This window comes from Rhizobium sp. SG570, from assembly GCF_012275345.1.
Classification (GTDB): Bacteria; Pseudomonadota; Alphaproteobacteria; order Rhizobiales; family Rhizobiaceae; genus Rhizobium; species Rhizobium lusitanum.
Window position 1 is genome coordinate 311,109 of record NZ_JAAZQI010000001.1, and the last position, 12,039, is coordinate 323,147.

General features: G+C 60.7%; 14 protein-coding genes. 11 read left to right on the forward strand and 3 right to left on the reverse strand.

What is annotated here, in order from left to right; translation table 11 throughout:
- Nucleotides 1–7 precede the first annotated feature (7 nt).
- From ruvA to FHT28_RS01515, 5 genes are all read left to right on the forward strand, one after another.
- Nucleotides 8–622, forward strand: coding sequence for a Holliday junction branch migration protein RuvA (gene ruvA / locus FHT28_RS01495; RefSeq protein ID WP_168595402.1), 615 nt, complete (start codon nt 8–10; stop codon nt 620–622).
- Nucleotides 623–775: 153 nt separating this feature from the next.
- Nucleotides 776–1,816, forward strand: coding sequence for a Holliday junction branch migration DNA helicase RuvB (gene ruvB / locus FHT28_RS01500; protein WP_168595403.1), 1,041 nt, complete (start codon nt 776–778; stop codon nt 1,814–1,816).
- Complete coding sequence (locus FHT28_RS01505) at nt 1,817–2,719, forward strand: metallophosphoesterase (RefSeq protein ID WP_168595404.1); 903 nt, start codon at nt 1,817–1,819, stop codon at nt 2,717–2,719.
- 5 nt (nt 2,720–2,724) lie between these two features.
- Nucleotides 2,725–3,234 (forward strand): NUDIX hydrolase, encoded by a 510-nt coding sequence (locus FHT28_RS01510; RefSeq protein ID WP_173411176.1) that lies wholly within the window; start codon nt 2,725–2,727, stop codon nt 3,232–3,234.
- A 13-nt stretch (nt 3,235–3,247) separates the two neighbouring features.
- Nucleotides 3,248–3,811, forward strand: coding sequence for a DinB family protein (locus FHT28_RS01515; RefSeq protein ID WP_168595405.1), 564 nt, complete (start codon nt 3,248–3,250; stop codon nt 3,809–3,811).
- On the opposite strand, the gene FHT28_RS01520 is transcribed toward FHT28_RS01515, so the two are convergent.
- From FHT28_RS01520 to FHT28_RS01530, 3 genes are read right to left on the reverse strand one after another with little or no spacing between them, the layout of a single operon-like run.
- The gene (locus FHT28_RS01520; RefSeq protein ID WP_168595406.1) at nt 3,780–4,712 is read right to left on the reverse strand and encodes an NAD(P)-dependent oxidoreductase; all 933 of its coding nucleotides are present in this window, start codon (nt 4,710–4,712) and stop codon (nt 3,780–3,782) included. The two genes, FHT28_RS01515 and FHT28_RS01520, sit on opposite strands and share 32 nt — an antisense overlap.
- A complete protein-coding gene (locus FHT28_RS01525; RefSeq protein ID WP_168595407.1) occupies nt 4,709–5,557 on the reverse strand; it encodes a glycosyltransferase in 849 nt (282 codons plus the stop codon). The genes FHT28_RS01520 and FHT28_RS01525 overlap by 4 nt, the downstream gene beginning before the upstream one ends.
- A gap of 14 nt (nt 5,558–5,571) precedes the next feature.
- Nucleotides 5,572–6,792, reverse strand: coding sequence for an NAD-dependent epimerase/dehydratase family protein (locus FHT28_RS01530; protein WP_037196505.1), 1,221 nt, complete (start codon nt 6,790–6,792; stop codon nt 5,572–5,574).
- A gap of 136 nt (nt 6,793–6,928) precedes the next feature.
- Between FHT28_RS01530 and ybgC the strand changes: the two genes are divergently transcribed.
- From ybgC to tolB, 6 genes are all read left to right on the forward strand, one after another.
- Nucleotides 6,929–7,384, forward strand: a complete 456-nt coding sequence (gene ybgC, locus FHT28_RS01535; RefSeq protein WP_037196608.1) for a tol-pal system-associated acyl-CoA thioesterase — start codon at nt 6,929–6,931, stop codon at nt 7,382–7,384.
- Nucleotides 7,385–7,800: 416 nt separating this feature from the next.
- On the forward strand, nt 7,801–8,523 hold the full coding sequence (gene tolQ / locus FHT28_RS01540) for a protein TolQ (RefSeq protein ID WP_034476136.1): 723 nt from the start codon (nt 7,801–7,803) through the stop codon (nt 8,521–8,523).
- A gap of 26 nt (nt 8,524–8,549) precedes the next feature.
- Nucleotides 8,550–9,008 (forward strand): protein TolR, encoded by a 459-nt coding sequence (tolR, locus tag FHT28_RS01545; protein ID WP_037196507.1) that lies wholly within the window; start codon nt 8,550–8,552, stop codon nt 9,006–9,008.
- 9 nt (nt 9,009–9,017) lie between these two features.
- Nucleotides 9,018–10,250: a hypothetical protein gene (locus FHT28_RS01550; RefSeq protein ID WP_168595408.1), complete on the forward strand. Its 1,233-nt coding sequence runs from the start codon at nt 9,018–9,020 to the stop codon at nt 10,248–10,250.
- A 134-nt stretch (nt 10,251–10,384) separates the two neighbouring features.
- Nucleotides 10,385–10,678: a cell envelope integrity protein TolA gene (locus FHT28_RS01555; protein ID WP_168595409.1), complete on the forward strand. Its 294-nt coding sequence runs from the start codon at nt 10,385–10,387 to the stop codon at nt 10,676–10,678.
- Nucleotides 10,679–10,698: 20 nt separating this feature from the next.
- Nucleotides 10,699–12,003, forward strand: coding sequence for a Tol-Pal system beta propeller repeat protein TolB (tolB, locus tag FHT28_RS01560; RefSeq protein ID WP_047639022.1), 1,305 nt, complete (start codon nt 10,699–10,701; stop codon nt 12,001–12,003).
- Nucleotides 12,004–12,039 lie beyond the last annotated feature (36 nt).

Genomic DNA, 12,039 nt, shown 5'->3' on the forward strand with positions numbered 1-12,039 from the left:
ATCATTCATGATCGGCAAGCTGAAAGGCACAATCGAAGAGCTCGGCGAGGATTATGTGCTCGTGGACGTGCACGGCGTCTGCTATGTCGCCTACTGCTCGGGCCGCACGCTGTCGAAGCTCGGCTCCGTCGGCGAAGCCTGCATTCTCTTCATCGAGACCTATGTCCGCGAAGACCAGATCCGGCTCTTCGGTTTTACGACGGCACTGGAGCGGGAGTGGTTCAACATACTCCAGACAGTGCAGGGCGTGGGCGCGAAAGTGGCACTGGCGCTGTTGTCGACCTTGACGCCAGCCGAGCTTGCCAATGCGATCGCGCTGCAGGATCGCGCCGCCGTTTCGCGCGCGCCGGGCGTCGGCCCGAAGGTTGCAGTGCGTATCATGACCGAGCTGAAGAACAAGGCGCCGGCCTTTGCCGGCGAGGCGGCAAATATCGGCTTGAATCAGGAATTGGGCGAAGGAGTTGCCGCCGCACCCGTTGCCGACGCCGTTTCTGCGCTGACCAATCTCGGCTATTCCCGCGACCAGGCCGCCAACGCCGTTGCGGCTGCGATGAAACTGGCCGGCGAGGGCGCCGACAGCGCCAAGCTGATCCGGTTCGGCCTCAAGGAACTGGCGCGGTGAGGCTTTGCACCTTCCGCGTTCCTTACTATTGTCTCAAAGTCGGGAGATCGACTTGCGACGCTCTTTCGTGAGGGACTATTTTGAACGCGGCAAGCCTTGATGCCGCATCGGCGAAAGAGCCGCGAAACGCATATGGGGAATGGAACCTCTGACATGAGTGAAGCCGCACGCCTGATATCGCCGGAGAAGCGGGGCGAAGACATTGATGCGACGCTCAGGCCGCAATCGCTGGACGAATTTACCGGTCAGGCGGAGGCGCGCGCCAATCTGAAGGTCTTTATCGAGGCGGCCAAGGGACGCGGCGAGGCGCTGGATCATGTGCTTTTTGTCGGCCCGCCCGGCCTCGGCAAGACGACGCTGGCGCAGATCATGGCGAAGGAGCTCGGCGTCAATTTCCGCTCGACCTCCGGCCCCGTCATCGCCAAGGCGGGCGATCTTGCAGCATTGCTCACCAATCTCGAGGAGCGCGACGTGCTCTTCATCGACGAGATTCACCGCCTCAATCCGGCAGTCGAGGAAATCCTCTATCCGGCCATGGAGGACTTCCAACTCGATCTCATCATCGGCGAGGGCCCGGCAGCGCGCTCGGTGAAGATCGATCTTGCCAAGTTCACGCTGGTTGCCGCCACCACGCGTCTCGGCTTGCTGACGACGCCGCTGCGGGATCGTTTCGGCATTCCGGTCCGATTGAGTTTCTACACCGTCGAGGAGCTTGAGTTCATCGTCCGGCGTGGCGCGAGACTGATGGGGCTCGGCATGACCGACGAAGGGGCACGCGAGATTGCGCGGCGCGGGCGCGGAACGCCGCGCATCGCCGGCCGCCTGCTGCGTCGCGTGCGCGATTTTGCCGAAGTGGCCAAGGTCGAAGCGGTGACACGGGAGGTCGCCGACGAAGCTTTGACGCGGCTTCTCGTCGACAATGTCGGCTTCGATCAGCTCGACAAGCGTTATCTCAATATGATTGCCGTCAATTTCGGTGGCGGGCCGGTCGGCATCGAAACCATCGCTGCCGGCCTTTCCGAGCCGCGCGATGCGATTGAGGATATTATCGAGCCCTACATGATCCAGCAGGGTTTCATACAACGTACACCGCGCGGCCGTGTTTTGACCGCGATCGCCTGGAAACATCTCGGCATGCAGCCGCCCAAGGACCTTGAGGCCGCGCAGTTCCGGTTGTTCCAGGAGGGAGATTGAATGCTTGGCCGTCGCGCCTTTCTGAAGCTCTTCGGCGGCAGCATATTCGGTTTAATGGCACTCGGGGGATACGCCTTTGGATATGAGCCTGTCGTCCGCCTGAATGTGACCCGCTATGCGTTGACCCCGCCACGATGGACGCCGGGGCTCAAACTGCGGATCGTGGCGCTCGCCGATTTCCATGCCTGCGAACCGTGGATGTCAGCCGAGCGCATTGCAGCGATCTGCACTCGGGCCAATGAACTCGGCGGTGACATCATCGTCCTGCTTGGCGATTACACGTCAGGGACCGATCTCATCACCGCTCGCGTCGATCATCAGGCCTGGGCGGCAGAGCTGGCGAAGCTGAAGGCGCCGCTCGGTGTTCATGCTGTCATCGGCAATCACGACTGGTGGCATGACGCGGCCGCCCAGAGAAAGGGTCATGGGCCAACCTTCAGCCACCGGGCCTTGGCCAGCGTCGGCATCGAGGTCTATTCCAATCGTTCCGCGCGCCTGGAAAAGAACGGGCAAGGGTTCTGGCTTGCCGGCGTCGAGGATCAGCTCGCCCTGCGCCGGAGCATGCGCTGGAAGCGCCCATATACGAAAGGGCTGGATGATCTCGGCGGCACCCTGGCGGAAGTCGCAGACGAGGCGCCCGTGATCCTTCTTGCTCATGAGCCCGATATCTTTCCCAATGTGCCTTCGCGTGTGTCGCTGACCTTGTCGGGACATACGCATGGCGGCCAGGTGAGGATTTTCGGCTGGTCACCCTATACGCCGTCGCGGTATGGCGACAGATATGTCCATGGCCATATCACAGAGGAAGAGCGTCATATCATCGTTTCCGGCGGCCTCGGCTGCTCCATTGCGCCGGTTCGCTTCGGCGTGCCGCCGGAAATTGTCGTGATCGATGTGGGATGAAGATCGTGTCGAAACGCAAGCTTATCAGACTGAATGCAGGCCGCTCGCGATTCCAGATGCGCGTGGCGGGCCTCGGCTTTCGTGACGGGCATGTGCTTGTCCACCGGGCCGAGCACGAGACATTCTGGACCTTTCCCGGCGGTCGCGCCGAGATCGGCGAGACGTCGGAGGAAACCTTGCAGCGAGAAATGGTCGAGGAGCTGGGCGTCGATGTGACAGTCGGGCGCCTTCTCTGGTCCGTGGAGAATTTCTTTCACTACGAGCAGCGCGACTGGCACGAACTCGGTCTCTACTACCTGATGGACCTACCCCACGGCTTCCCGTTCGAGCCGGATAAAATCGTGCATCGCATCCGGGACGGCGATAACGATCTCGAATTCAAATGGGTGCGGGCAACGCGGGAGGCGCTGGTGGCGCTCGATATTCCGCCCTATTTCATTGCCGAGGAAATCGAAGATCTGCCGCTGACGCCGCGTCATCTCGTCTGGCGGGACGGCGATCTCGACAAGGCCTAGGGGGAGATATCCGATGTCCGCTTTCGATGCGGTTCGTGTGTTTCGCAAGCTCGCCTACAACAATGCGTTGGCGAATATCCGGTTGCATCGAGCCTGCGCGGCGCTGCAGCCGGGCGAGTTCGAGGCGAAGCGGACGAGCTTCTTTCCGTCGATCAAATCGACCCTCAATCACATCCTGACCGTGGACTGGTTCTATGTCGATGCCCTGGAAGGCGGCACCCTGGGGCTGCGGGCCTTCGACATCGAGGAGCCGTTCGACAAGCTTGAAGACTTGTCCAGGCAGCAGGCGGATGTCGATCGCCGGCTGGTGGTGCTTTGCGAGGGCCTGACGCCGGAGACGGCGACGCGGACGGTCGCCATTCAACGCAGCGATCGTATTCAGCGCGAGCGGGCCGACGATGTGCTGAGCCATCTGCTGCAGCATCAGACTCATCATCGCGGCCAGGTGCATGCGATGCTGGCCGGAACCAGTGTCGCGCCGCCGCAGCTCGATGAATTCATCGTTGCCGACGATGCGAGGTTCAGGGGCGCGGAATTGGCGGTGCTCAGCTGGGACGAGACGAAGCTGATGCGTTGATGGCGGCATGGCGCGGCGGTATTGCCTTCGCCAAGGTCTCGATCGTTTGCCGAAGCAACACCTTTCCGCCGCTCTGCCATCCAAGCGCACGAATTCTCGACGTATCCATGGTACCGACGGCGCCCTCGGGCGCCGGGGCTGGGAGGGCATGAGGACAGTTCGTTGCCCGCTGTAGATGCCCGAGGATCTCGTGCGTGTCGGTCAGTATATCCGACAGATTGAAGGCCTCGCCGTCGATCCGTCCTTTTTCGGTCTCCAGCAGCAGCCGAACGGCGCGGCCGAGGTCGCGGCCGTGGACCTCCGTTCCCGCGCGAGAGGGAACCAGCTTGCCGTTCAGATAATCGTCGAACAGAGCGTCCCACTTGTTCGGACGCAGGTCGCCATAGACGCCTGTCGCCCTCAGGCTTGCCGTCGCGAAACCGGGAGCGGAGAGGGAGAAAAGCGCATGTTCGGCATCGCGCTTCACTTCCCCATAAAGCGTATTCGGTGCCGGTTTGCTTGCCTCCGTCAGCACCTCGCCCGCCAGCCGATCGCCATAGACAGCACGAGACGACAGGAAGACGCAGCGTCGAATGCCGGCCTTTCTCGCCGTTTCGAACAGCTTGACCGTGCCGTCCAGATTGAGCCGCCGGAACCGCTCGGGGTCTTCTCCTTCGCCACCGCGATACTTGCCGGGCGCGTGACTGAAAGCCGCATGCACGAAGAAATAGGCATCCTCGAAAGCATGGCTATGGTCTTCGGTGGGGTCGAGGCTCAGCGGCACGAAGGAAACAGCATGGGGAAAGAGACCTGCCTGCGGCAGGCTGCGTCCGCCGACCGCAACCTTGTATCCGGCTGCCAGCAGCTCCTCGGCGATATATCGGCCGACAAGACCCGTTCCGCCCGATATGAGAACCTTCATGCAGCCTCTTTGGGATTTGCGAGCGTCGCGATATCGGGCATATCCAGCCCGGTATGGAAGTCATGCCACAAGTCGATCAAGGGTCTCAGCAGCGCAGCCTTCGGATGGTTCTCCTCCCAAGGCTTTTCATACTGGTAATGCAGGATCGAAATGCTGTTCCAGTCCCAGAGCGCCGGCATAGTGAACCATACATATTGCAGCATGTTCATGAAGATCGGCAGGCCGTGCCAATCCGGGAAGAATGTCTCGAGAAAGGTCTGATCGGTGCGCCGCCAGAAGACGTCGGGGCGATCGAGCCGCTGAAGCATGTCCCGAAACGTCGCAAGCGACGGCTTGGCGACGAAGACGCCGGAGTTCAGCCGATGAAAATCGGAGAGGTTTTCATAGACATTCGGCGCGGCGGAAAACTCAGGGTAATCGAAAAGCCTGTCGACATTCTTCAGCACGAGGGCGTCCGCGTCGATGAAGACACAAGTGTCGTATTCAATGAGCTGCCAGAGCCGCAGCTTGCAGAAATTGTCGAGCGGCGTGTGAAAGGAAGGCTTGCGGCCCTTGGTGAAGGGAGCGGCGGCATGAAGATTGCCGCGCGCATGCCGTTCGTTGAAAGTATCGGACAGAGGCAGGTGTTCGACCTCGATCAGCCGGCAGTCGAGCGCGATGAGCGGGGCAAGATCGCTTTCGTGGACGCCTGCCGTGTGCAGGACGACGATATCGGCCTTCGTGCGCGTCCGAACAATCGACCGCGCCAGCGCCGTAGCGCCCATGGCGTAGTCGGCATTCGTGACGAGGGTCACGAATGCTTGGCCGGAGCGGGGGCGGGTCTGCGAGCGAAGTCCCTGCAGCATTTCGCTTCCCGGCATCATGACACGGACTTCAATCTCTTGCCCTCGGGATCGTGGTTGACAGTCGCCGCGATATCCTTGGTCCAGGCGGAGACGGCCGGGACACGCGAGCGATCGACGCGATAGGCGTACTTCTTGGCGACATCGACGATTTCGCTCAGAAGGCCGGCTTCGAGCGTGATTGGTGCCAACCCGAGATTGAGGAACTTGTCGTTGTTGACGATCAGATCGTTCTCGGGAGCTTCCTTGCGCGGATTGGGCAGGCGGACGACTTCGGCGCCGCTTATTTTCGCGATCATCTCGGCGAGATCGCGGACGCGATGTGTTTCCGTCATCTGGTTGAAGATCTCGACGCGGGCGTTGCGTTGGGGCGGGTTCTTCAGCGCAAGCTCGATGCAGCGCACCGAGTCCTGGATGTGGATGAAGGCACGCGTCTGGCCGCCGGTGCCGTGTACGGTCAGGGGATAGCCGATCGCCGCCTGGATGAGGAAGCGGTTGAGCACCGTGCCGTAGTCGCCGTCATAGTCGAAACGGTTGATCAGCTGCTGATGCCTGCGGGTTTGCTCCGTATGTGTGCCCCAGACGATGCCCTGGTGCAGATCGGTGATCCTGAGGCCGTCGTTCTTGGCGTAGAATTGGAAGAGAAGCTGATCGAGGCATTTCGTCATGTGATAGATCGAGCCGGGATTGGCCGGATAGAGGATCTCCTGGCTGACGGACCGCCCGTCGGCCGTCTCGATACCAACAGGCAGATAGCCCTCCGGAATGGCGGCGCCGACCGTGGAATAGCCATAGACGCCCATGGTGCCGAGATGCACGAGATGGGCATCGAGATTGAGTTCGACGAGCGCGTTCAGCAGATTATGCGTGGCGCTGACATTGTTGTTGACCGTGTAATTCTTGTGGCGGTCGCTCTTCATCGAATAGGGGGCGGCGCGCTGCTCGGCGAAATGCACGATCGCATCGGGGCGATGCTCGGCCAGCCACGTTTTCAGGAGCTCGTAGTCCTTGGCGAGGTCGATGAGATTGAAGTGGATGCGGCGGCCGGTTTCGGCGTGCCAGATGCGAGTGCGTTCCTGGATCGAATCCATCGGCGTCAGGGACTGGACGCCGAGTTCCGTATCGATCCATCGGCGAGAGAGATTGTCGAGGATATGGACCTCATGACCGGCATCGGAGAGATGGAGCGAGGTTGGCCAACCGATGAATCCGTCGCCACCCATTACCGCTATTTTCATGAGATTTTTCCTTCTGCGCCGAACCGCTAGCCGGCACCATTCCGGATAGTCGGAGTTTATGACAATTGTTCAAAGCTTGCTTGATGGCAGAACTTCGGCCAAAGAGATGCCGGACATACAAGGAGATGCGGCAACGATGAACAGCCCCTTTCTGATAGCTGGGGAACTGGAAGCCGGAAGCCACCGGCTGGTGCAGCGAGTCTATTACGAAGATACGGATTTTTCCGGCCTCGTCTATCACGCGCGGTATCTGCATTTCCTCGAGCGCGGCCGTACGGACTACCTGCGCTGTCTCGGTGTGGAACAGCGCGAGCTTTTGAGTGCCGACGAGGAAGGGCTTGTTTTCGTGGTCCACCGTATGGAGATCGACTTCAAGGGGCCCGCCCGCATGGATGATGTGCTGCTGATTCGCACCGTCACCGAGAAAGCCGGCGGCGCGAAGATGGTGCTCTCCCAGGAAATACGCCGCGGCGACACGCTGCTGATCGCCGCCAAGGTCATCATTGCCGTAATCAACGCGAAGGGGCGACCGCGGCGGCTGCCGGAAAAGCTGGCGGCACAGATGCTCTCGGCATCGCAATCCGCTGGCTAGCAAGGCAGTCAACGTCTCGTCGGGCAAGCGGCTGCACGCAAAGATATGACCACTGTCTGCCGGTGCTTGCAAAAACTTGAGTTTTGTGTGAAGGAATTCGCGGCGCAAGATCTGTCTGCGTTTGCCGGCGGTTTTGCCCTGTCATTTCTTCCCAGGAGCTAGAATAAGCCTTCGTCGCCGTTAAATCCTTCATGTTTCGACGCTAACATTCTTTTAACCATAATAGTGTCTTACTAGTTAAGTCGGAGTTTGTGCGGTGCACGCCTTCCTTTGACCAAATTTGACGGCAAGAAGGCAATTGTAAGCTTGGAAGGCTTGACCAGGGCGTTCAGCGGCGGCTGCCAAACATTTCTTGTGAGATCACTTTTAGCCGCCCGGTCTAGCGCCGGGCGTTTGGATTCGGGGATTTTGGATCAATGGAACAAGTAGCATTGGCAGCGGCCACCACACCGGACATCACCCTCTGGTCGCTATTCATGCAGGCGGGCCTGGTGGTCAAGCTTGTCATGATCGGCCTTCTGGCCGCATCCGTGTGGACGTGGGCAATCGTCATCGACAAGTATCTGAGCTACGCGAGAGCGCGCCGGCAGTTCGATCATTTCGAGCAGGTCTTCTGGTCGGGCCAATCGCTCGAAGAGCTTTACCGGACGCTTTCGGAGCGCAACAATACGGGTCTCAGCGCCATCTTCGTCGCGGCGATGCGGGAATGGAAGAAATCGTTCGAGCGCGGCGCGCGGTCGCCGATTGGTCTGCAGATGCGTATCGACCGGGCCATGGACGTCACCTTGGCGCGTGAGTCGGAACATCTGATGGCTCGCCTCGGATCTCTGGCCACCATCGGTTCGGCCGGTCCGTTCATCGGTCTGTTCGGCACGGTCGTCGGTATCATGACCTCGTTCCAGGCCATCGCCGGTTCGAAATCGACCAATCTTGCGGTTGTCGCTCCTGGTATCGCCGAAGCGCTGCTGGCGACCGCCATCGGTCTGGTCGCGGCTATTCCCGCCGTTATCGCTTACAACAAGTTCTCTGGCGATGCCGGCAAGCTTTCGGGGCGCATGGAAGGCTTCGCGGATGAATTCTCCGCCATTCTTTCGCGCCAGATCGATGAGAAGCTGCAGCCTCGTCAAGCGGCACAATAAGTAGCGGACAGAACCGGAGAACTCATATGGCAATGTCTGTTGGAGGCAAGGGTGGCGGCGGTGGCCGCCGGGGCAGCCGTCGCGGCAGCGGCCGGGGCGGCCCCATTTCCGATATCAACGTGACGCCGCTGGTCGACGTCATGCTCGTGCTGCTCATCATCTTCATGGTGGCGGCGCCGATGATGACGTCGGGCGTGCCGATCGACCTGCCGCAGACGCAGGCAGGCGCGCTGAACGCGCAGACCCAGCCGATCACCATTTCGATCAAGGCCGACGGCCAGGTCTTCTTGCAGGAAACGCAGATCCAGGCAGCAGACATTGCCGCCAAGCTGCAGGCGATCGCGACGACCGGCTACAACGAGCGCATCTTCGTGCGTGGCGACGGCAAGGCGCCTTACGGCGTCATCGCCGACGTCATGTCACGCATCCAGGAAGCCGGTTACAAGAATATCGGCCTCGTCACGCAGCAGATAACGGATCACTGATCAATCGCCATGAAGCGCAGTCTTGCCACATCTGCGGTAGTTCACATCCTGGTGCTCATCGGCGCCATGGTGACGCTGAGTGCACCGGCGCCGCTTGAGACGCCGGAAAGCACGGCGATGGATGTCGACATCGTGCAGGCGGACCAGCTCCAGCAGGGTGAGAAGAAGGCGCCGGTGACGGATCACGTCTCGCGCAAGCAGACCACGAAGCAGGACCAGGTCGCCAACGCGCAGAACGTTGGCGAGAACAACGTCGATATCAAGAACCCGGTCGTGCCGACGCAGCGGCCGGAAAGCGATACTGCGGCTCTGGCACCGAAAAAGGTGGAAACGCCTGTTCCGCAGGACGATCCGCGGCCGAATGACGTCAAGACGGTCGAGCAGAAGGATACCGAGGCGGCGCCGAAGGAAGTGGCCGCCGTTCCGCAGCAGAAGCCGGATGTGACGCCCACCCCCGCGCCGAAGCCCGATCCGACGCCTCCCACCCCGAAGGCCGATGTAACGCCGACGCCGCCTCCGACCGAACAGCCGACGCAGCAGGCTGAAATCCAGCTGCCGAACAATGTTCCCGTACCGGATGTCAAGCCGCAGCCGACGCCGCCGAAGACCGTCGAGCAGAAGCCCGAAGTCAAGCCTGTGCCGAAGCCCGATGTGAAGGTGGCCGACGCCAAGCCGACGGATAAGACGACGACGCAGAGCACGAGCAAGACCACGTCGGCCGATGATGGCAAGAAGGATGCTGACAAGAAGCGCGAGACGGCCAAGGGAGCCAAGTCGCCCGCCAGCGATTTCAACGCTGATCAAATCTCGGCGATGCTGAACAACACATCGTCGAAGGGCGGCGCGGCGCGTTCATCGAAGCAGGCTTCCGCCGGCGCCGATACTCAGGTCGCCTCGCGTGGCGGTATGAAATCTCTTGGCGCGGGCAAACTCAGCCAGAGCCAGCAAGACGGGCTGCGTGATCTGATCGCCAAGTATTGGAATCTGATGCCCGGTCTCGAAGGGGCCGGCGACGTGCGGATCAAGGTGCATTTCAGGCTCGACAAGTCTGGGCAGATCGTCGGCGAACCGGATGCGACGACGAGCGGCGGGCCGGCGTCGACACAGGCCGCCATGCAGAGTGCTGCCGTACGCGCTGTGATGCGGGCGCAGTCGGATTACCTGAAGATATTGCCACCGGACAAATATGAAGACTGGCAGGAAGTCGTCGTCAATTTCAGTGCAGCGGACCTGGGGATGTGATGCGGGGAGTGCGGCGTTTCCACTGTCCTCGTATCGGCCTGTCCTTGTTTGCGGCCCTGGCGATTGTTCTGGCGGGCTCAGCGTCTGCGCGATGCGCGGAAACTGCTGCCGGCAAGGATCGGCTTGAGCATTCCATGCTTGAGAATATCCGCAAGAGTGTCACGGCAAATTGGCCGCCGCCGACGGATCTATCCGGCATCAAGAATGTCCGTGTTCAAATCCGGTTTGAGCTCGATCGTGCCGGACAGATCGTTGGCAAGCCGAATGTTGTCATGACGGGTGGTCCGGAGAAAACCCAACAAGCTGTGGCGGCAAGCGCGCTGCGAGCAGTACTCAGATCCGCTCCGTTCAAAAATCTGCCAATAGATCAATATGACGTTTGGAAAGAAGTGACTATTAACTTCGATGCCAGCGATCCAGCGAATTAATGCTGAAAGGCTTGATACATATGATCAGAAAATCCCTCGTCCGTCTCCTGCTGGTGCTGGCAGGCCTGATGACTGCGCTTGCCACGCCGGCCTATGCCGTGGTCGAGATCAACATCAACAAGGGCAACGTCCAGCCCATGCCGATCGCCATCACCGATCTGCTGTCGAATGACAGCCTCGGCCAGCAGATCTCGGGTGTGATTGCGGCCGACCTGCAGCGTTCGGGCCTGTTCGCGCCGATCAACAAGCAGGCCTTCATCGAGAAGATCAGCAATCCGGACTCGACGCCGCGCTTCCCGGACTGGACGGCCATCAACGCCCAGGCGCTGGTGACGGGTCGCGTCACGCAGGAAGGCGGCCGCCTCCGCGCCGAATTCCGTCTGTGGGATACGTTTGGCAATAGTCAAATGGTCGGCCAGCAATTCTATGCCCAGCCGGACAATTGGCGCCGTGTCGCCCATATCATCGCCGACGGGATCTACGAGAAGATCACCGGCGAGAAGGGCTATTTCGATACCCGCGTCGTCTTCGTTGCGGAAAGCGGCCCGAAGACGGCCCGCAAGACGCAGCTCGGCATCATGGATCAGGACGGCGCCAATGCGCGCATGCTGACCGATGGCAGCGACCTGGTGCTGACGCCGCGCTTCTCACCGAACCGGCAGGAAGTCACCTACATGTCCTTTGCCAACCAGCAGCCGCGCGTCTATCTGCTGCAGTTGCAGACGGGCCAGCGCGAACTGGTCGGCAATTTCCCCGGCATGACCTTCTCGCCGCGCTTCTCGCCGGACGGGCAGCGCGTGATCATGAGCCTGCAGCAGGAAGGCAACGCCAACATCTATACGATGGACCTGCGCTCGCGCACCACGACGCGTCTGACGTCGACGGCTGCGATCGACACTTCGCCGTCCTATTCGCCCGACGGCACCCAGATCGTCTTTGAAAGCGACCGTGGCGGCAAGCAGCAGATTTACGTGATGAATGCTGATGGTTCCAACCAGCACCGCATCTCCTTCGGCGATGGCTCCTATTCCACTCCGGTCTGGTCGCCGCGGGGCGATCTCATCGCCTTCACCAAGCAGGCCGGTGGAAGCTTCTCGATCGGTGTCATGAAGACGGACGGTTCGGGCGAGCGTCTGTTGACTACCGGCTTCCACAATGAGGGCCCGACCTGGGCGCCGAACGGCCGTGTCATCATGTTCTTCCGCGAACCGGCCGGCTCCAGCGGTCCGCAACTCTATTCCATTGATCTGACAGGTTATAACGAGCAGAAGATCCCGACCTCGGGCTTTGCTTCCGACCCGGCCTGGTCGCCGCTTCTCGAGTAACAGGGGCGCTTGCCACGTTATCGCCGCAAAGTCCTG